The 18,912-nt window shown below is 41.1% G+C and carries 15 protein-coding genes, 16 tRNA genes and 3 rRNA genes; 29 read left to right on the top strand and 5 right to left on the bottom strand.

Translation table 11 applies throughout. The annotated features are described in order from the left end of the window. Positions 1 to 86 precede the first annotated feature (86 nt). Positions 87 to 1,373 carry a glutamate-1-semialdehyde 2,1-aminomutase gene (locus MKY13_RS17335; RefSeq protein ID WP_191701025.1) on the bottom strand — a complete coding sequence of 429 codons (1,287 nt, stop codon included), beginning with the start codon at positions 1,371 to 1,373 and terminating at the stop codon, positions 87 to 89. Positions 1,374 to 1,507: 134 nt separating this feature from the next. Here MKY13_RS17335 and bcp point away from each other — a divergent pair, with 134 nt between their 5' ends. From bcp to perR, 3 genes are all read left to right on the top strand, one after another. Then, positions 1,508 to 1,975, top strand: coding sequence for a thioredoxin-dependent thiol peroxidase (bcp, locus tag MKY13_RS17330; protein WP_191701026.1), 468 nt, complete (start codon positions 1,508 to 1,510; stop codon positions 1,973 to 1,975). A 23-nt stretch (positions 1,976 to 1,998) separates the two neighbouring features. Then, positions 1,999 to 2,946: a D-2-hydroxyacid dehydrogenase gene (locus MKY13_RS17325; protein ID WP_191701027.1), complete on the top strand. Its 948-nt coding sequence runs from the start codon at positions 1,999 to 2,001 to the stop codon at positions 2,944 to 2,946. 177 nt (positions 2,947 to 3,123) lie between these two features. Then, positions 3,124 to 3,570, top strand: coding sequence for a peroxide-responsive transcriptional repressor PerR (perR, locus tag MKY13_RS17320; protein ID WP_191701028.1), 447 nt, complete (start codon positions 3,124 to 3,126; stop codon positions 3,568 to 3,570). 91 nt (positions 3,571 to 3,661) lie between these two features. Here the strand turns inward: perR and MKY13_RS17315 are convergent, their stop codons facing one another. Next, positions 3,662 to 4,003, bottom strand: coding sequence for a YgzB family protein (locus MKY13_RS17315; protein WP_191701029.1), 342 nt, complete (start codon positions 4,001 to 4,003; stop codon positions 3,662 to 3,664). 270 nt (positions 4,004 to 4,273) lie between these two features. Here MKY13_RS17315 and MKY13_RS17310 point away from each other — a divergent pair, with 270 nt between their 5' ends. From MKY13_RS17310 to nagB, 23 genes are all read left to right on the top strand, one after another. Continuing rightward, complete coding sequence (locus tag MKY13_RS17310; protein ID WP_191701030.1) at positions 4,274 to 5,167, top strand: nucleotidyltransferase-like protein; 894 nt, start codon at positions 4,274 to 4,276, stop codon at positions 5,165 to 5,167. Positions 5,168 to 5,505: 338 nt separating this feature from the next. Further along, positions 5,506 to 7,060: ribosomal RNA gene (locus MKY13_RS17305) — 16S ribosomal RNA — on the top strand. A gap of 268 nt (positions 7,061 to 7,328) precedes the next feature. Continuing rightward, positions 7,329 to 10,257 (top strand): 23S ribosomal RNA (locus tag MKY13_RS17300). 120 nt (positions 10,258 to 10,377) lie between these two features. Continuing rightward, positions 10,378 to 10,493, top strand: a 5S ribosomal RNA gene (rrf, locus tag MKY13_RS17295). Together the 16S, 23S and 5S rRNA genes with 16 tRNA genes alongside form the textbook arrangement of a ribosomal RNA operon. Before the next feature lie 13 nt (positions 10,494 to 10,506). Further along, positions 10,507 to 10,582: transfer RNA gene (locus MKY13_RS17290), tRNA-Asn, on the top strand. A 9-nt stretch (positions 10,583 to 10,591) separates the two neighbouring features. Continuing rightward, positions 10,592 to 10,683 (top strand) — tRNA-Ser (locus MKY13_RS17285). Between the two features lie 15 nt (positions 10,684 to 10,698). Then, a tRNA-Glu gene (locus MKY13_RS17280) sits at positions 10,699 to 10,773 on the top strand. 23 nt (positions 10,774 to 10,796) lie between these two features. Beyond that, positions 10,797 to 10,872: transfer RNA gene (locus MKY13_RS17275), tRNA-Val, on the top strand. A gap of 25 nt (positions 10,873 to 10,897) precedes the next feature. Continuing rightward, positions 10,898 to 10,972, top strand: a tRNA-Met gene (locus MKY13_RS17270). 3 nt (positions 10,973 to 10,975) lie between these two features. Further along, positions 10,976 to 11,051: transfer RNA gene (locus MKY13_RS17265), tRNA-Asp, on the top strand. A 24-nt stretch (positions 11,052 to 11,075) separates the two neighbouring features. Continuing rightward, a tRNA-Phe gene (locus MKY13_RS17260) sits at positions 11,076 to 11,151 on the top strand. A gap of 7 nt (positions 11,152 to 11,158) precedes the next feature. Next, positions 11,159 to 11,234: transfer RNA gene (locus MKY13_RS17255), tRNA-Thr, on the top strand. 6 nt (positions 11,235 to 11,240) lie between these two features. Next, a tRNA-Tyr gene (locus MKY13_RS17250) sits at positions 11,241 to 11,324 on the top strand. A 10-nt stretch (positions 11,325 to 11,334) separates the two neighbouring features. Beyond that, positions 11,335 to 11,408 (top strand) — tRNA-Trp (locus tag MKY13_RS17245). 31 nt (positions 11,409 to 11,439) lie between these two features. Beyond that, positions 11,440 to 11,515 (top strand) — tRNA-His (locus MKY13_RS17240). 39 nt (positions 11,516 to 11,554) lie between these two features. After that, positions 11,555 to 11,630: transfer RNA gene (locus tag MKY13_RS17235), tRNA-His, on the top strand. A 15-nt stretch (positions 11,631 to 11,645) separates the two neighbouring features. Then, positions 11,646 to 11,720, top strand: a tRNA-Gln gene (locus MKY13_RS17230). Positions 11,721 to 11,730: 10 nt separating this feature from the next. After that, positions 11,731 to 11,805 (top strand) — tRNA-Gly (locus MKY13_RS17225). A 4-nt stretch (positions 11,806 to 11,809) separates the two neighbouring features. Continuing rightward, positions 11,810 to 11,883: transfer RNA gene (locus MKY13_RS17220), tRNA-Cys, on the top strand. A gap of 48 nt (positions 11,884 to 11,931) precedes the next feature. Continuing rightward, positions 11,932 to 12,013 (top strand) — tRNA-Leu (locus MKY13_RS17215). Between the two features lie 245 nt (positions 12,014 to 12,258). Further along, positions 12,259 to 12,462, top strand: a complete 204-nt coding sequence (locus tag MKY13_RS17210) for a helix-turn-helix transcriptional regulator (RefSeq protein ID WP_191699444.1) — start codon at positions 12,259 to 12,261, stop codon at positions 12,460 to 12,462. Further along, positions 12,462 to 12,839 (top strand): hypothetical protein, encoded by a 378-nt coding sequence (locus MKY13_RS17205; protein ID WP_191699445.1) that lies wholly within the window; start codon positions 12,462 to 12,464, stop codon positions 12,837 to 12,839. Before MKY13_RS17210 ends, MKY13_RS17205 begins: the two co-directional genes overlap by 1 nt. 222 nt (positions 12,840 to 13,061) lie before the next feature. Next, a complete protein-coding gene (gene nagB, locus MKY13_RS17200; RefSeq protein ID WP_191699446.1) occupies positions 13,062 to 13,793 on the top strand; it encodes a glucosamine-6-phosphate deaminase in 732 nt (243 codons plus the stop codon). A gap of 34 nt (positions 13,794 to 13,827) precedes the next feature. Here the strand turns inward: nagB and MKY13_RS17195 are convergent, their stop codons facing one another. Further along, a complete protein-coding gene (locus MKY13_RS17195) occupies positions 13,828 to 14,709 on the bottom strand; it encodes a DMT family transporter (protein WP_191699447.1) in 882 nt (293 codons plus the stop codon). Positions 14,710 to 14,838: 129 nt separating this feature from the next. On the opposite strand from MKY13_RS17195, the gene MKY13_RS17190 reads away from it, so the two are divergent. Further along, positions 14,839 to 15,750 carry an LD-carboxypeptidase gene (locus MKY13_RS17190; RefSeq protein ID WP_191699448.1) on the top strand — a complete coding sequence of 304 codons (912 nt, stop codon included), beginning with the start codon at positions 14,839 to 14,841 and terminating at the stop codon, positions 15,748 to 15,750. 225 nt (positions 15,751 to 15,975) lie between these two features. On the opposite strand, the gene MKY13_RS17185 is transcribed toward MKY13_RS17190, so the two are convergent. Both MKY13_RS17185 and MKY13_RS17180 read right to left on the bottom strand, forming a co-directional pair. Beyond that, positions 15,976 to 16,485 carry a hypothetical protein gene (locus MKY13_RS17185; protein WP_191699449.1) on the bottom strand — a complete coding sequence of 170 codons (510 nt, stop codon included), beginning with the start codon at positions 16,483 to 16,485 and terminating at the stop codon, positions 15,976 to 15,978. Positions 16,486 to 16,497: 12 nt separating this feature from the next. Then, a complete protein-coding gene (locus tag MKY13_RS17180; RefSeq protein ID WP_339214117.1) occupies positions 16,498 to 17,187 on the bottom strand; it encodes a phenylalanine--tRNA ligase beta subunit-related protein in 690 nt (229 codons plus the stop codon). 89 nt (positions 17,188 to 17,276) lie between these two features. Between MKY13_RS17180 and queG the strand changes: the two genes are divergently transcribed. Further along, the gene (gene queG, locus MKY13_RS17175; RefSeq protein WP_339214116.1) at positions 17,277 to 18,410 is read left to right on the top strand and encodes a tRNA epoxyqueuosine(34) reductase QueG; all 1,134 of its coding nucleotides are present in this window, start codon (positions 17,277 to 17,279) and stop codon (positions 18,408 to 18,410) included. 17 nt (positions 18,411 to 18,427) lie between these two features. After that, a complete protein-coding gene (trmL, locus tag MKY13_RS17170; protein ID WP_191699452.1) occupies positions 18,428 to 18,901 on the top strand; it encodes a tRNA (uridine(34)/cytosine(34)/5-carboxymethylaminomethyluridine(34)-2'-O)-methyltransferase TrmL in 474 nt (157 codons plus the stop codon). Positions 18,902 to 18,912: the final 11 nt, after the last annotated feature.

The raw sequence follows: 18,912 nt of genomic DNA, 5'->3' as shown, positions 1-18,912 counted from the left end.
GAATATCGCATCTAGGGAAACTTTCAAGTAATGTTTTGTGCATCGGATACTCCAATAACTTGGAGGGCATCTTTTCGCTTTAGTTCCTATAATTGAGAGAATGCGTAATCTACCGCTCTTAATGTTTCTTCTATATCAGCTACGGTATGCTCTGTCGTTAAGAACCATGCTTCATATTTTGAAGGGGCTAAGTTGATGCCTTGTGATAACATTAATTTAAAGAAGCGACCGAACTTTTCACCATCCGTGTTTTCCGCTTGTTCATAGTTTTCTACTTTTACATCTGTGAAGTAAATAGCGAATGCGCCTTTTAAACGGTTTAATGTAATCGTTACATTATGTTTTTGGGCAGCTGCTAAAATACCTTCTTCAAGAAGAGCACCTAAGCGATCCATTTCTTCATAAATACCCGGTTGCTGCAACACTTCAAGACATGCAATTCCTGCTTGCATACTTGCAGGGTTTCCGGCCATTGTACCTGCCTGATATGTAGGGCCAAGTGGAGCTACTGTTTCCATAACTTCTTTACGACCACCGTATGCACCGATTGGCAGACCGCCACCGATTACTTTCCCCATTGCGACTAAGTCCGGAGTTAAGCCAAGCATTGTATGTGCTGCCCCGTAGTGGAAACGGAAAGCTGTAATGACTTCATCGTGTATTGTTAAGGCACCATACTCTTTTGCCAATGCATGTACATGTTCTAAAAATCCTTTATGCGGTTCAACAATTCCAAAGTTGCCAACGATTGGCTCGATTAAAATCCCTGCAACATCATTACCCCATTTTTCCATTGCTAATGTGAATTGTTCCTTATTGTTAAAAGGAACTGTAATTACTTCCGTAGCGACAGCATGAGGAACACCGGCAGAGTCAGGCGAACCTAATGTTGCTGGACCTGATCCCGCAGCAACAAGTACTTGGTCGAAGTGACCGTGATAGCAACCGGCAAATTTAATGATCTTTGTACGGCCTGTAAATGCGCGTGCTACACGGACACATGTCATCACGGCTTCTGTACCGGAGTTGTTAAAACGTACTTTATCCAATGTAGGAATTGCTTCTTTTAACATTTTTGCGAATTTGATTTCATGCTCTGTCGGTGTACCGAATAATACACCTGTTTCTGCGGCATGGGTGATAGCTTTTGCGATATGAGGATGACCATGACCTGTAACGATCGGTCCATAGGCTGCTAAATAATCGATGTAACGATTACCGTCTACATCCCAAAAGTATGCTCCTTTACCGCGGACCATGACAACAGGTGCGCCGCCGCCAACTGCTTTATAAGAACGGGATGGACTATTTACCCCGCCAACGATATGTTCGAGTGCTTCTGCATGAAGTTGCTCAGATTTAGTATGATTCATAATTTATTCCTCCAAAATAGGTTACATGAAATGATTTCATATCTATTGTAGTATGTAATGAAAGGGAACGCCAAAGAAATTGAAGCAACGGGCATTGTTTTGTATCATAGAAGAAAAATTTGGAGGGAAAAGACATGACATTAGAAAAAGTACAAGCACCAGCATTTACATTGCAAAACGAGGAGGGAAAAATGATTTCGCTGGAAGACTATAAAGGCAAAAACGTTATTCTCTATTTTTACCCGAAAGATTTAACACCGGGCTGTACAACACAGGCATGCGACTTCCGCGATAAATATGAAGATTTTTCAGATTTGAATGCTGTTATTTTAGGTGTGAGTTTGGATGATGCAGCGAAACATACCAAATTTATCGAAAAGCACGGATTACCGTTTTCGTTATTAGTGGATGAGAATCATGAAGTGGCGGAGAAATATGGAGTTTGGACATTGAAGAAAAATTTTGGTAAGGAATATATGGGCATCGAGCGTACGACATTTTTAATTAATGAAGAGGGTATAGTTGAAAAAGAGTGGAGAAAAGTACGTGTGAAAAATCATATTCAAGATGTGTTAAACTATTTAAAAAATCGCACAAATTAATGAGTGCTCAAAGGGGAGTTATAATGGCAACGATTTATTTTACATTTGAACCACGTGAGGATTTAAAACAGCCGCTTTTGTCAGAGTTTTCACAAGAAGATTTTTTATTTGATACAAAATTGGATGTTGAGAAACTTGCACAGGCAGAAATATTAGTAACGTACGGGGAAGATCTAAAAGAACAGCATTTGCAGTATGCAGATAAATTACAGTGGATCTTCGTTGCGTCAGCGGGAATCGAAAAAATGCCCGCAGAAGCAATCGCAAAACGTAATATTATCGTTTCAAATGTACGTGGGATACATAAAAAGCCGATGACTGAATCGATACTGGCGCATATTTTAGCTTTAAAACGTGTATTGCCATTTATTTATGAGCAGCAACAAAAGAAAGAATGGAATAAAAAGGCTCGACCTACTGAGTTAAACGGCAGCTCAGCCCTTATAATTGGTCCAGGTGCAATTGGGGGAGAAATCGGACGTATATTACAGGCATTTGATGTTCATACAATTGGATGCAACCGTTCAGGTACTGAAGCACCCTATATGAACGAAACATATAAGCTGGATGACTTGAAGCAACATTTACCAAAGGCCGACATTGTAATTTCGATACTACCATCTACGAAGGAAACAAAACATCTACTAACTCGTGAGCATTTTGAGAAAATGAAAAACTCTGCAATCTTCATGAACTTTGGACGAGGAGATGTAGTGGACACAGAAACACTCATTAAAGTACTCCAAGACAAATTGATTGAGCATGCCGTATTGGATGTATATGAAGTTGAGCCTTTACCATCGGATAGTCCATTATGGGATTTAGACAATGTAACTCTATCTCCTCATTTTTCAAGTCATTCATCTCGTTATGTAGAGCGAAGCTTAGATATTTTTAAACCAAGTTTGCGAAAATGGTTGAATGGAGAGCGGGACTTAGAAAATAAGATGGATATTCTTAGAGGATACTAATTGAGAAAATTTGCTAGGGTAGTTAAGCTTTGCTTGAATTGATTTTCAATTAGCAATTATATCTAATGACTTTTACTTCTATTAGAATAAGCAATTGTTGACAACTCGAGGATAAATTCGATACACTATTTATAACGATTATAAATTAATAATATGTATGAAAAGGGGTGTATGACGATGTCTGAAATGCATTTAAAGGATGCGCTGGACACGTTAAAGACTACTGGTGTACGAATTACTCCTCAGCGTCATGCGATTTTGGAATATCTAATTCAAAGTATGATTCACCCAACAGCGGATGATATATACAAAGCACTTTGCGGCAAGTTTCCTAATATGAGTGTCGCAACAGTATATAATAATTTACGAGTATTTCGTGAGGTTGGCTTAGTTAAAGAGCTTACTTACGGAGACGCAGCAAGTCGTTTCGATTTTGTAACGGGCGATCACTATCATATGATTTGTGAATGTTGCGGCAAAATTGTAGATTTTCATTATCCTGGATTAAATGAAGTGGAGCAATTCGCTTCTCAAGTTACAGGCTTTGAAGTTAATTCGCACCGTTTGGAAGTATACGGTACTTGCCCAGAGTGTGTTGCAGTCGGTGGAAAGAAAGTTCAATAAAAAGTTTAACCTAGTAACGATTGTTGCTAGGTTTTTTGTATGAAAAAACTGCATTAACTCCAAGCGAGTATCAATGCAGCTTATTTATACTTTATTTTTTGTTGTATTCCTGATTAAATTCTTTTCCTTCTAATGAAGGATCTAATGTAAGTGGTTCGTTGCAATACATGCAAATATCTACACGGCCTAATACTTTTGTCCATTTTCCGCATTCCGGACATACCACCTGTACTGCTTTAGTTGATAAAAGTCCAATCCATCCATAAACAGCAGTACTACCGATAATGCACAGAAGCCCAATAGACATGAAGATTAATACAAGAATTTGATTGTCTTTAAAAAAGATTGCACCATACATAATCACAAAACCGATGAAAATAAGGGATAATGCAAATGATCGTATTTTATTAATTTTACTATTATACTTTTTCATTACAATTGCCTCCTAATCTAAAATATACTATAACATAAATTGGATTTAGATTAGTAGATTTGAAAGATTTTGGTGATATCCTAATTATATGAATTTAAAGGTATTTCCAAACTTACTGTCGAAACAATTCTATTATTCTAGTTATAATTAATAACGGATTTCTATTAGAATAAATGTTCAATGAGATAACACTAGTGAATTTGACTTATAGCGATTACAATAACTTAGAAACAAATATAAATAGTAGCAAAATTTTATAGGGGGATAACAATGGAACATATTTTAAGACCAATTTATCAGGAACGCGCAAGTCAGCCGGAGACGTTGGGGGTTATTTTAATTAATAAGCGTGAAGGCGCTGAAAATATGACCGATACATTTGATTCGGTTCTATTAATTATTGTAAAAGATAGTGACACACCTATTTATTCAAAACACTATATGTATGGTGATGCGAAAATGGTGATGCATATTTTAACGGAAGAGCGTCTGCGTAAATGGATCTTTATTGGTTCGAATAAGCGTTTAGTCGATTGGCTGTTCCACGGTAAAATTATGTTCGATCGAAATGAGTTCTTATTTAAGTTACGTTCGGAACTACAGGAGTTTCCTTTTGTTGGACGTAAGTTAAAAACAGGAATTCAGTTTGCTAAGTTAATCCGCCGTTATCAAGAAGGAAAAGAATTATTTGAGGATGGTCACTATTTAGATGCTTATAATCATGTAGTTGCTTCATTGCATCATTTAGGCAGATTATCGATTATTGATAGTGGTCATTATCCAGAAGTAACTGTATGGGCTCAAGTGAAAAGAAATGACCCAGCAATTTATAAGTTATATGAAGAATTGATTATGAGTAATGAAAGTTTGGAAAAGCGTCTAGAGCTTTTATTTTTAGCGGGAGAGTTTTTGATTAATTCAAGAACGACTGATGGGGCGCAGCATATTTTAGAAACAATGCTTGCTCAACCATATTGGACAATACAGGAATTACATGATCACCCTGAATTAAGTTACTACTCTGTAGATTTAGAAGTCTTTGTTGAATATTTAATCGAGAAAGAGTTAGTTCAAGTAGAACCAGTAGTTGCAAAAAACGAAGCGATATTTCACCGCAATTATTATGTAGACCGACAACTTATTGAAAGTGAATACGGTTTATAGTATATTAATCAGAGCGTTAAATAACGCTCTGAAACTTTTTTTAAAAAAAGTATTGACGTATGTGTAACTAATATTGTAATATATTAAATGTCGCTAAGACGTACTCGAAAAACTAAATAACTCTTGAAATGCTCAAACAACTTTTTGAAAAAGTTGTTGACAAAGAAAAGAAGAAATGTTAAATTAGAGAAGTCGCTAAAACGACATAGCAAAAAAATGAACCTTGAAAACTGAACAAGCAACGTTAATGAAACAAGCTTCTTAAATGAAGCAAACAATAGATTTCAACTTTTAATTAAGTTGAATCGCTAGCAAAGCAAATGAGCTTTCAAACTACTTTTATGGAGAGTTTGATCCTGGCTCAGGACGAACGCTGGCGGCGTGCCTAATACATGCAAGTCGAGCGGATGATGAGAGAAGCTTGCTTCTCTCTGATTTAGCGGCGGACGGGTGAGTAACACGTGGGTAACCTACCTTATAGATTGGGATAACTCCGGGAAACCGGGGCTAATACCGAATAATACTTTTAAACACATGTTTGAAAGTTGAAAGACGGTTTCGGCTGTCACTATAAGATGGACCCGCGGCGCATTAGCTAGTTGGTGAGGTAACGGCTCACCAAGGCAACGATGCGTAGCCGACCTGAGAGGGTGATCGGCCACACTGGGACTGAGACACGGCCCAGACTCCTACGGGAGGCAGCAGTAGGGAATCTTCCACAATGGACGAAAGTCTGATGGAGCAACGCCGCGTGAGTGAAGAAGGATTTCGGTTCGTAAAACTCTGTTGCAAGGGAAGAACAAGTAGCGTAGTAACTGGCGCTACCTTGACGGTACCTTGTTAGAAAGCCACGGCTAACTACGTGCCAGCAGCCGCGGTAATACGTAGGTGGCAAGCGTTGTCCGGAATTATTGGGCGTAAAGCGCGCGCAGGTGGTTCCTTAAGTCTGATGTGAAAGCCCCCGGCTCAACCGGGGAGGGTCATTGGAAACTGGGGAACTTGAGTGCAGAAGAGGATAGTGGAATTCCAAGTGTAGCGGTGAAATGCGTAGAGATTTGGAGGAACACCAGTGGCGAAGGCGACTGTCTGGTCTGTAACTGACACTGAGGCGCGAAAGCGTGGGGAGCAAACAGGATTAGATACCCTGGTAGTCCACGCCGTAAACGATGAGTGCTAAGTGTTGGGGGGTTTCCGCCCCTCAGTGCTGCAGCTAACGCATTAAGCACTCCGCCTGGGGAGTACGGTCGCAAGACTGAAACTCAAAGGAATTGACGGGGGCCCGCACAAGCGGTGGAGCATGTGGTTTAATTCGAAGCAACGCGAAGAACCTTACCAGGTCTTGACATCCCGGTGACCACTATGGAGACATAGTTTCCCCTTCGGGGGCAACGGTGACAGGTGGTGCATGGTTGTCGTCAGCTCGTGTCGTGAGATGTTGGGTTAAGTCCCGCAACGAGCGCAACCCTTATTCTTAGTTGCCATCATTTAGTTGGGCACTCTAAGGAGACTGCCGGTGATAAACCGGAGGAAGGTGGGGATGACGTCAAATCATCATGCCCCTTATGACCTGGGCTACACACGTGCTACAATGGACGATACAAACGGTTGCCAACCCGCGAGGGGGAGCTAATCCGATAAAATCGTTCTCAGTTCGGATTGTAGGCTGCAACTCGCCTACATGAAGCCGGAATCGCTAGTAATCGCGGATCAGCATGCCGCGGTGAATACGTTCCCGGGCCTTGTACACACCGCCCGTCACACCACGAGAGTTTGTAACACCCGAAGTCGGTGAGGTAACCTTTATGGAGCCAGCCGCCGAAGGTGGGATAGATGATTGGGGTGAAGTCGTAACAAGGTAGCCGTATCGGAAGGTGCGGCTGGATCACCTCCTTTCTAAGGATTATTTCGGAATCATTCCCTTGGGGAATGAAACATTAACGTTTGCTGTTCAGTTTTGAAGGTTCATTCTTAATTGAATGAGATACTTCAAAACCTTGTTGGTTTAATTCATCTCGTATGATTGAACCGCATTTCGTTCTTTGAAAACTGGATAAAACGACATTGAAAGCAATAAAACAAATTTCTATTTTATAGAAATGTAACAAGTCAAGCAATTGACGTGTAAACTTAAATCTTAGATTTTATCTAAGTGTTAACTTTTGGTTAAGTTAATAAGGGCGCACGGTGGATGCCTTGGCACTAGGAGTCGATGAAGGACGGCACTAACACCGATATGCCTCGGGGAGCTGTAAGTAAGCTTTGATCCGGGGATTTCCGAATGGGGGAACCCACTATCTTTAATCGGATAGTATCTACACGTGAATACATAGCGTGATGAGGACAGACGCAGGGAACTGAAACATCTAAGTACCTGCAGGAACAGAAAGAAAATTCGATTCCCTGAGTAGCGGCGAGCGAAACGGGAAGAGCCCAAACCAAAGAGCTTGCTCTTTGGGGTTGTAGGACACTCTATACGGAGTTACAAAAGAATGAGTTAGACGAAGCGACTTGGAAAGGTCCGCGAAACAAGGTAAAAGCCCTGTAGTCAAAAGTTCATTCCCTCCAGAGTGTATCCTGAGTACGGCGGAACACGTGAAATTCCGTCGGAATCCGGGAGGACCATCTCCCAAGGCTAAATACTACCTAGTGACCGATAGTGAACCAGTACCGTGAGGGAAAGGTGAAAAGCACCCCGGAAGGGGAGTGAAATAGATCCTGAAACCGTGTGCCTACAAGTAGTTAGAGCCCGTTAATGGGTGATAGCGTGCCTTTTGTAGAATGAACCGGCGAGTTACGATTACGTGCGAGGTTAAGTTGAGAAGACGGAGCCGCAGCGAAAGCGAGTCTGAATAGGGCGAATTAGTACGTGGTCGTAGACCCGAAACCAGGTGATCTACCCATGTCCAGGGTGAAGGTGAGGTAACACTCACTGGAGGCCCGAACCCACGCACGTTGAAAAGTGCGGGGATGAGGTGTGGGTAGCGGAGAAATTCCAATCGAACCTGGAGATAGCTGGTTCTCTCCGAAATAGCTTTAGGGCTAGCCTCGTGATTGAGAATACCGGAGGTAGAGCACTGTTTGGACTAGGGGGGCATCTCGCTTTACCGAATTCAGACAAACTCCGAATGCCGGATATTTATACACGGGAGTCAGACTGCGAGTGATAAGATCCGTAGTCAAGAGGGAAACAGCCCAGACCACCAGCTAAGGTCCCCAAGTAATCGTTAAGTGGAAAAGGATGTGGCGTTGCTTAGACAACCAGGATGTTGGCTTAGAAGCAGCCATCATTTAAAGAGTGCGTAATAGCTCACTGGTCGAGTGACGCTGCGCCGAAAATGTATCGGGGCTAAACGATTCACCGAAGCTGTGGATGCATACTTTGAGTATGCGTGGTAGGAGAGCGTTCTAATAGCGTTGAAGTCAGACCGGAAGGACTGGTGGAGCGATTAGAAGTGAGAATGCCGGTATGAGTAGCGAAACATGGGTGAGAATCCCATGCACCGTATGACTAAGGTTTCCTGAGGAAGGCTCGTCCGCTCAGGGTTAGTCGGGACCTAAGCCGAGGCCGATAGGCGTAGGCGATGGACAACAGGTTGATATTCCTGTACCACCTCCTCACCGTTTGAGAAATGGGGGGACGCAGTAGGATAGGGTAAGCACGCCGTTGGTTGCGCGTGTTCAAGCAGTAAGGCGTGTATGTAGGCAAATCCGCATACTATAACGTTGAGCTGTGATGACGAGCTCTTTAGAGCGAAGTTCCTGATTTCACACTGCCAAGAAAAGCCTCTATCGAGGTGAGAGGTGCCCGTACCGCAAACCGACACAGGTAGTCGAGGAGAGAATCCTAAGGTGTGCGAGAGAACTCTCGTTAAGGAACTCGGCAAAATGACCCCGTAACTTCGGGAGAAGGGGTGCTTCTTTGGGTGCATAGCCTAGAGAAGCCGCAGTGAATAGGCCCAGGCGACTGTTTAGCAAAAACACAGGTCTCTGCAAAACCGTAAGGTGACGTATAGGGGCTGACGCCTGCCCGGTGCTGGAAGGTTAAGAGGAGCGGTTAGCGCAAGCGAAGCTGTGAATTGAAGCCCCAGTAAACGGCGGCCGTAACTATAACGGTCCTAAGGTAGCGAAATTCCTTGTCGGGTAAGTTCCGACCCGCACGAAAGGCGTAACGATCTGGGCACTGTCTCAACGAGAGACTCGGTGAAATTATAGTACCTGTGAAGATGCAGGTTACCCGCGACAGGACGGAAAGACCCCGTGGAGCTTTACTGTAGCCTGATATTGAATTTTGGTACAACTTGTACAGGATAGGTAGGAGCCAGAGATCCCGGAGCGCCAGCTTCGGAGGAGGCGTCGGTGGGATACTACCCTGGTTGTATTGAACTTCTAACCCATGCCCCTTAGCGGGGTAGGAGACAGTGTCAGGCGGACAGTTTGACTGGGGCGGTCGCCTCCTAAAGAGTAACGGAGGCGCCCAAAGGTTCCCTCAGAATGGTTGGAAATCATTCGAAGAGTGTAAAGGCATAAGGGAGCTTGACTGCGAGACCTACAAGTCGAGCAGGGTCGAAAGACGGGCTTAGTGATCCGGTGGTTCCGCATGGAAGGGCCATCGCTCAACGGATAAAAGCTACCCCGGGGATAACAGGCTTATCTCCCCCAAGAGTCCACATCGACGGGGAGGTTTGGCACCTCGATGTCGGCTCATCGCATCCTGGGGCTGTAGTCGGTCCCAAGGGTTGGGCTGTTCGCCCATTAAAGCGGTACGCGAGCTGGGTTCAGAACGTCGTGAGACAGTTCGGTCCCTATCCGTCGTGGGCGTAGGAAATTTGAGAGGAGCTGTCCTTAGTACGAGAGGACCGGGATGGACACACCGCTGGTGTACCAGTTGTCTTGCCAAAGGCATCGCTGGGTAGCTATGTGTGGACGGGATAAGTGCTGAAAGCATCTAAGCATGAAGCCCCCCTCAAGATGAGATTTCCCATTACGCAAGTAAGTAAGACCCCTGAAAGACGATCAGGTAGATAGGTTCGAGGTGGAAGTGCGGTGACGCATGTAGCTGACGAATACTAATCGGTCGAGGACTTAACCACATTTTATTGCACAATTCAATGAAACGTTTATCCAGTTTTGAAAGAATGAATTTATTATAAAAAACACTTGCCAAATAAGGAAAGTGTGGTATAATAAATAAGGTCTTTCTGAAAAAATAGTCTAGTGATGATGGCAAAGAGGTCACACCCGTTCCCATACCGAACACGGAAGTTAAGCTCTTTAGCGCCGATGGTAGTTGGGGGCTTCCCCCTGTGAGAGTAGGACGTCGCTAGGCTGTATAGAAATATTCCGAAGTAGCTCAGTTGGTAGAGCATCCGGCTGTTAACCGGCAGGTCGCAGGTTCGAGTCCTGCCTTCGGAGCCATTAACTCTTGGAGAGTTGTCCGAGTGGCCGAAGGAGCACGATTGGAAATCGTGTATGCGGGTAACCCTGCATCAAGGGTTCAAATCCCTTACTCTCCGCCAGCCATTTATTAAAATGGCCCGTTGGTCAAGTGGTTAAGACACCGCCCTTTCACGGCGGTAACACGGGTTCGAATCCCGTACGGGTCACCATTCATTTCATCAATATCCAGCATGGAGGATTAGCTCAGCTGGGAGAGCACCTGCCTTACAAGCAGGGGGTCGGCGGTTCGAGCCCGTCATCCTCCACCATTCAAATTAAATCATATAGTATTGTCGCGGGGTGGAGCAGTGGTAGCTCGTCGGGCTCATAACCCGAAGGTCACAGGTTCAAGTCCTGTCCCCGCAACCAAATGGTCCCGTGGTGTAGCGGTTAACATGCCTGCCTGTCACGCAGGAGATCGCCGGTTCGATCCCGGTCGGGACCGCCATTTTTAAAATACTACATATAATATGGGTTTGTAGCTCAGTTGGTAGAGCATTAGATTGAAGCTCTAAGTGTCGGCGGTTCGATTCCGTCCAAACCCACCATATTTTTGCCGGTGTAGCTCAGTTGGTAGAGCAACTGACTTGTAATCAGTAGGTCGAGGGTTCGACTCCTTTCGCCGGCACCATTACCTGGAGGGGTAGCGAAGTGGCTAAACGCGGCGGACTGTAAATCCGCTCCTTAGGGTTCGGCGGTTCGAATCCGTCCCCCTCCACCATCCTTTTAATAGGGGCATAGTTTAAAGGTAGAACTACGGTCTCCAAAACCGTCAGTGTGGGTTCGATTCCTACTGCCCCTGCCAATTAATTCAAAAACTTAAAAATAACATAGTGGCGGTTGTGGCGAAGTGGTTAACGCACCTGATTGTGGTTCAGGCATTCGTGGGTTCGATTCCCATCAGTCGCCCCATTTTTATTTAGGTTTAAGAGTTAAAATTATAATATAGTGGCGGTTGTGGCGAAGTGGTTAACGCACCTGATTGTGGTTCAGGCATTCGTGGGTTCGATTCCCATCAGTCGCCCCATTATATTAAAAGCTTTGGGGTATAGCCAAGCGGTAAGGCAACGGATTTTGATTCCGTCATGCCCTGGTTCGAATCCAGGTTCCCCAGCCATTTTTTTTTTGCGGAAGTAGTTCAGTGGTAGAACACCACCTTGCCAAGGTGGGGGTCGCGAGTTCGAACCTCGTCTTCCGCTCCAATATGGCGGCATAGCCAAGTGGTAAGGCACAGGTCTGCAACACCTTTATCACCGGTTCAAATCCGGTTGCCGCCTCCATATTTAATTAATCGGTAATTCCGGTTTTTTTTTACCCTTTTTTATTTTGCCGATATGGCGGAATTGGCAGACGCGCCGGACTCAAAATCCGGTTCCTTCTGGAGTGCCGGTTCGACCCCGGCTATCGGTATCATTGAGTTCAAGTTAGAACTATTAAAACACCCTCAAAGTCTTGATTACAGGCTTTGAGGGTGTTTTCGTTTACTATAGTTTATTTTTAGTTGAGAAGGAATTACAGTACTACAACAGTTGGCTTACAAACATCGAAGAAAACAAAACGTTTTCTCGTATTATATTTACAATTATTTACTTCTTATATATAATGAATGTAAAGTCAGCTTTACGTAAAATATACTTTACGTTAGGTAGGTAAAAATGAAAAATAATATTAAGGATTTACGTACACGGTATGGTTTATCACAGGATGGCTTAGCTGAAAATTTAAAAGTTTCTAGGCAAACCATTATTTCTTTGGAAAAGGGACGTTATAACCCTTCCATTACATTGGCATTTAAGTTAGCCCGTCAGTTTAACTGTCACATTGAGGATATATTTATTTATGAGGAGGATAATCAATAATGATTACTGGAAACAGGTCATTCTTTTTGTTTATCGGTATCTTTATGCTTTTAATAGGTATTTTCATTAATGGATCTCATATGTTTTCAGGGAAGTTTCCTGATGCATTAATGGTGATTGCCCTTTCGATTATGGCGTTTAGTTTGGCTTATTTAGAACCTCACTTTGCAGCAAAGGATGAACGTGCTCAAAAGATTCGAGAACGTGCAACATACATTAGTTATTTTTGGGGAGTGATATTTGCCATTATATTAATGTTGATTTTTAACCCATTGTCTCCTCTAAATGTTTCAGCCTTTCAAGTGTTATCACTATTCATTGCATTATATATTTCAGTCGTATTTTTAAATATGGTTTATTATGCAAAAAAGTACTAGTTTATAATGTCCTACCCTTTTTCCGGCTTGAAATTCATTCCTAACATATTAATAAATTATATGGGTACAATTAAAGTTAAATCGTATTTTTTAAAAGAAAATGTGAACTGTTTTATATAGCATATTAAAAATTTATGCTATAAAATTAACGTATTGATGTAAGGAACTAAAAATGAACTTTACTTTATTTGAATTATATAAGCATAGGGAGTAGGGAAATGAATGAATGCTGTAACAAATTTAAAATGGGTTGAAGCGACAGATTATGATGAAATGAGTAAAATTGCTGCAAGTATTTTTGTAGAACAGTTAAAGGAAAATAGTAAAACTGTTTTTGGGATGGCAACTGGAAGTACACCTGAAGGGTTTTATAAAGAACTTGTATCAATATATAAGGAAGGGAATATTTCCTTTGCTCAGGCTAAGTCTTTTAACTTGGACGAATATATTGGTATTAATCCATCAAATGAGGCAAGTTACCATTACTATATGGACCACAACTTATTTAATCATATTGATATGAAGCAGGAAAATATTTACTTACCAACAGGTAATGCAGCAAATATTGAAAAAGCAGCAATGGATTATGATGCAATGATTGAAGAAGCAGGGAATATTGATATTCAGCTCTTAGGTATTGGTGTTAATGGACATATTGGCTTTAATGAGCCAGGAACACCATTCGATTTAGGGACTAATGTTATAAAACTAGCTGAGTCGACACGTGAAGCGAATAAAATTTACTTTGACTCAATCAATGATGTACCGACACATGCAATTACTATGGGTATTAAAACAATTATGAAATCAAAAAAGATTGTCTTACTAATTGCAGGCGCAGCGAAGCAAGAAGCATTTGATCGTCTTCGTAGTGGTGAAGTGACAGAAGACTTCCCAGCAAGTGTATTAAACTATCATCCAGACGTAACTGTTATTTATACAGGAGTAGAATAATTAAAAGGAGTGCTGATGATGCACTCCTTTTAATTTACTTTTTTATAGATGAGATAAATACCCCGACAATTATGGCAACCCCGCCGATTAATTGTGTAAGTAGCAGCTTTTCATTTAAAAAGATTACTGCAAAGATGCTAGCAAACAAAGGGATAAAGTTTAAGTAAATTCCTGCCTTGTTGGCACCTAAAGCTACAACGCCTGTATTCCAGCTTAGAAATGCCACAATCGATGCAAATACCCCAACATAAAAAATAGCTCCAATAGTAGTAGTGCTCCATACAATAGTTTGGGATGTAGTGAGTAGTTCATATACCGCAAATGGGAGCAGCATTAATGCACCTATAGCAATTGTTACTAAAAATGTAGAATAGCCAGGGAGCCTGCTAGCGCACTTCTTAATAAGCAATGAATAAATACTCCAACAACACACTGCAACTAGTACAATTAAATCTCCTTTATTAAATGAAAAGGCAAGTAAGCTTTGTAATGAGCCTCCGGAAATAATAAAAGACACTCCAGCTAGAGAAATTATTGTACCTATTAACTGATACTTAGTTAAACGTTCTTTTAAGAAGAGAAAGCTTAATATGTATATAATTATCGGTGTGGAAGAATTCATTAAAGATGCATTGATGGATGTTGTATAATATAAACCGATATAAACGAGCGTATTGAATGCAGCGACTCCTGTCAAAGCTAACGTAATGACGGCAACCCAATTTTGCTTCAGTACACTCCATTCCTTTTTTGTCCGTTTGTAAGCAATGGGGAAAAATACGGCAAAGGCAACAATCCAGCGTAAAAATGCCAGGGTAATAGGAGGAATTTCTCCGGTAACAGCGCGACCAATTACAAAGTTACCACCCCATAATAAAGTAGCTAAAATGAGAAGTAGCTGTGGTGGAAATTTCATTAAGTAGCATCTCCTTAATAATGGAAAAATAATTTTATCTATTATAGGGATAACCTGGGGGAAATTGCAATGCGCTTTACATAAAACGCTATGATACAATAGCGACAGAAGCAAAAGGAGGTCATTTACATGAAAATACGACCAGCAAGATTACAGCATGGCGATACTGTAGGATTAGTAAATTTAAGCAGCCCGCTTAATATAGAATCTTTAGGGGACAAATTAGCAATATTGGACGAGCTTGGTTTGAAATATAAGCTAGGCAATACAATTCAATCGTATGACGGCTATTTAGCAGGTACAGACGAGGAACGATTAGAAGATTTTCACCAAATGATTCGTGATCCAGAAGTGAAAGCAGTCTTTTTAGTAAAAGGTGGCTACGGTATATCTAGAATTATAGATAAAATAAGTTATCCATTAATCGAGGACAATCCGAAAATCATTTGGGGCTATTCAGACATCACCACTTTACATACACAAGTGAATGAGTTTTCAAATGTCGTTACCTTCCATGGGCCTATGTTATCGGGTCCGGAAGGGGAGCTAGACCCATTATCAAAAAAAATGTTCCAGCAATTATTCCAACCGATTGAAATCCAGTATACAGAAAGTATTTCGCCACTTCGTACACTCGTATCCGGTGTTGTACGTGGTGAATTAACAGGTGGTAATCTGAATCGTCTTGTTAGTACACTTGGAACAAAATTTGAAATTGATGTTCGGAATAAAATTGTTTTAATTGAGGATATCGGTGAATCGATTGAGCAAATTGATTTATCATTAAATCAATTACGTCTTTCTAGAAAGCTTGAGCTTGCTGCAGGCTTTGTAATAGGCGATTTTAATATGCTTAGCAGTAAATATAACTATGATGATGTATTAAACGTTATAGAAGGGTATATAAAGCCTTTAAACAAACCAGCAGTAGCAGGATTTAAATTTGGTCATTGCGAACCGAATATTGCGATACCACTAGGAGTAGAAGCTATTTTAGATGCGGATGATAAAACATTACGGATATTACCGGGTGTAGAATAATACTAGGAAATAAATAACAAAGACACCTTTTCACTAAATAAGTGAGCAGGTGTCTTTTAATAACGAGCGACGGAAATACACAATTTAGTTTGTAGTTATCTTTTACAATAGTTGGTCATTAGTGAAAGGTAACGTTGTAACAGGTAAAAGTTGATTGGTTTCTCTAAGTTTGCCTAAGCAAAAATCGCTCGTTATTACCTAGATTGGAGTCTCACCGCTCTAGGATTAGAAGTAGTTGCTATCATCAAATTCGATTTCGACTTGATAGTTTTTAGCATTAATTAAATTGGAAAGGCGATGTGCTTCCTTTTCCAGCTCGTTAGCGCGAGTGCGGTATGTCATCGGATCATACAGTGCTACACGGTACAGGATGGCTTCACCAGAATTGTGGTAGAATGCTTCTTTTTCTTCAGAACCTAAGCTTTTACATAAGGCAGCTTCTGCCCGTAACTGGCTAGCAAGTTCGATCGCTTCTACAATGGGCATTTCCTCGTCTTTAAATACAATTACATTTTCAATATTTGCACGGTAAATGAGTGAATCCAGCTTACGAGAGTCATACCGTAATTGTTTTAATTCAGCTTCTAGCATTTCAAGTGTGTAATCGGGTCTTTTTGGTTGTTCACCTTTTTCAATGATCACATGTGTTAGTTGATTCACAGCAAATGTACGTTCTTGAATTTTCTTCGTAATAACGCTCTTTAGTTTTACTGCCTCCGCTAGATTAATGCTCACACTATCAGCTCCTTAAAAATGAATTTTTTTATTCTCAGTTGAAAGAACATGCGCCTCAAATTCGCCACCGCTTACTTGTGTAAACATTTTTCCGGCACTGTTTAATAACTTTTGTGCTTCCTGTTCACTGATCGATGGACGTAAATAAAGGATTTGCAATGCATTAGTAGTTACTTCAGTTACAGCAGTTCGCTTTGAATCAACATAGGGGCTACCGAATGGACCGAACGTATCTTTTAAATAAATGATATTTTCCAATGTGTTGTAACGACCATTTATTCCTTCATAGCCTGTTGATGCATTGCCAACTTGTATTTCAACATTTCCTTGAATACCATCCAAATCATAGATACCGACTGGAATCTCAAATTGCAATGAAAAGAAATTATTCAAATCTACCGCTGTATGAAACGGTGTTAAATATTGCTGTTTAGCGATACGTCGCATTAAGCTTTCGGCAGAGTGTCGATAACGATTTGGATCGGCACCATAAGATTTCCAAAGTTGGCGCCATTCTCTAATTCCAGTTCGCTCAGTCACAGGTTTTTCCTGTAATTCTAAAAATAAATTTTCCTGATATAGTTGCGTGCGACCTTTAATCATTTGAGGAGATTCCTCTACGATAATTTTGCTATAATGGATAAGGCCAATTTTAAATTGTTCATTCACTGTAAAGAGTGAGTCATTAATAGAGATATTCAATTAAAGCACCTACTTCAATTATAATATTGGATAATTATGTAATATAAAATAACTTGTATTCATTGTATCATTTGAAAGGAGCAAGGGAAATGAAAGTATCTCAACTTCAAGAAGAATTAATTCAATACGCAAGTTCTATTGGGGTAGATAAAATCGGATTTACAACCGCTGCTCCGTTTCATGAATTAAAAAACCGTTTACGACGACAGCAACAATTAGGCTATCAGTCGGGATTTGAAGAATCGGATATTGAGCTTCGTACAGAGCCGTTAAAATTATTGGATGATGCCGAAAGTATTATTGCAATTGCTATAGCATACCCTTCTCGAATGCAGGATGCTCCACAAGGAAAAAAGGGAGAACGCCGAGGGATCTTTTGTCGTGCTTCCTGGGGAGTCGATTATCATACAGCAGTGCGGGAACGTCTGCAGCTTATTGAAGCATGGCTACAAGAAAGAGTACCGAATGTAAAAGTGAAATCGATGGTCGATACAGGGGAGCTCGTTGATCGTGCTATAGCAGAGCGTGCTGGAATCGGGTGGAGCGGGAAAAACTGTTCTATTATTACACCTGAGTTTGGTTCTTACGTATATTTAGGTGAAATTATGACAAATATACCTTTTGCTCCTGATACACCGATAGAGGATGAATGTGGAAACTGTAATTTATGCATTGACGTCTGTCCAACGGGTGCAATTGTAGCACCGGGTCAGCTGAACTCACAGCGATGTATTGCCTTTTTAACACAAACAAAAGGGTTTTTGCCTGATGAATTTCGTAGTAAAATAGGGAATCGATTGTACGGCTGTGATACATGCCAAACAGTATGTCCGAAAAATAAAGGAAAACTAAATTGGATTCATGAAGAATTCAAGCCGGATCCTGAAATTGCAAAGCCTTTACTTCAGCCTCTTTTATCAATCTCCAATAAAGAATTTAAATCTAAATTTAGTCATGTTTCGGGTTCATGGCGCGGTAAAAAGCCAATTCAGCGCAATGCCATATTAGCATTGGCTCACTTTAAAGAAGAATCGGCAATGCCTGATTTAGTTCAGGTGCTGCAAAAAGACGAACGCCCGGTATTAAGAGGGACGGCCGCATGGACAATTGGAAAAATAGGAACAAATGAAGCCGAGGGAATTTTATTGGCTGCAAAAAAACTAGAGCAAGATGAAGAAGTGCTGGCTGAAATAGAAAAAGGACTAACATTGTTAAATCAATAAGAGAGAAGGATTTTGAAGTGCCAAACCATATTGTGTTATACCAACCGGAAATACCGGCAAATACAGGAAATATTGCACGTACATGTGCTGGAACAAATACATCATTACATTTAATTCGACCACTGGGATTTTCTACAGACGATAAAATGTTAAAGCGTGCAGGATTGGATTATTGGGAGCATGTGAATGTTGTGTATCATGATTCTTTAGAAGAATTTATTGAGTACAGTAAGAATGGAGATTTATATTTAATTGAGACTTATAGTGATGAGCCTTTTACAACACATGATTTTAGTGATACGTCACGGGACATCTACTTTATGTTTGGAAGAGAAACGACCGGTTTACCGAAAGAGTTTGCAAAGGAACGTGCCGATATGTGCCTGCGCATTCCGCAAAGTGACCATATTCGCTCACTGAATTTATCAAACACAGCGGCAATTGTTATTTATGAAGCTTTAAGACAACAAAACTATCCAGGGTTAAAATAAAAATGGCAAGA

The organism is Solibacillus sp. FSL W8-0372 (assembly GCF_037969735.1).
GTDB lineage: Bacteria > Bacillota > Bacilli > Bacillales_A > Planococcaceae > Solibacillus > Solibacillus faecavium.
The sequence above is the reverse complement of the archived record's forward strand: the minus strand, read 5'-3'. Positions and strand labels throughout refer to the sequence as shown.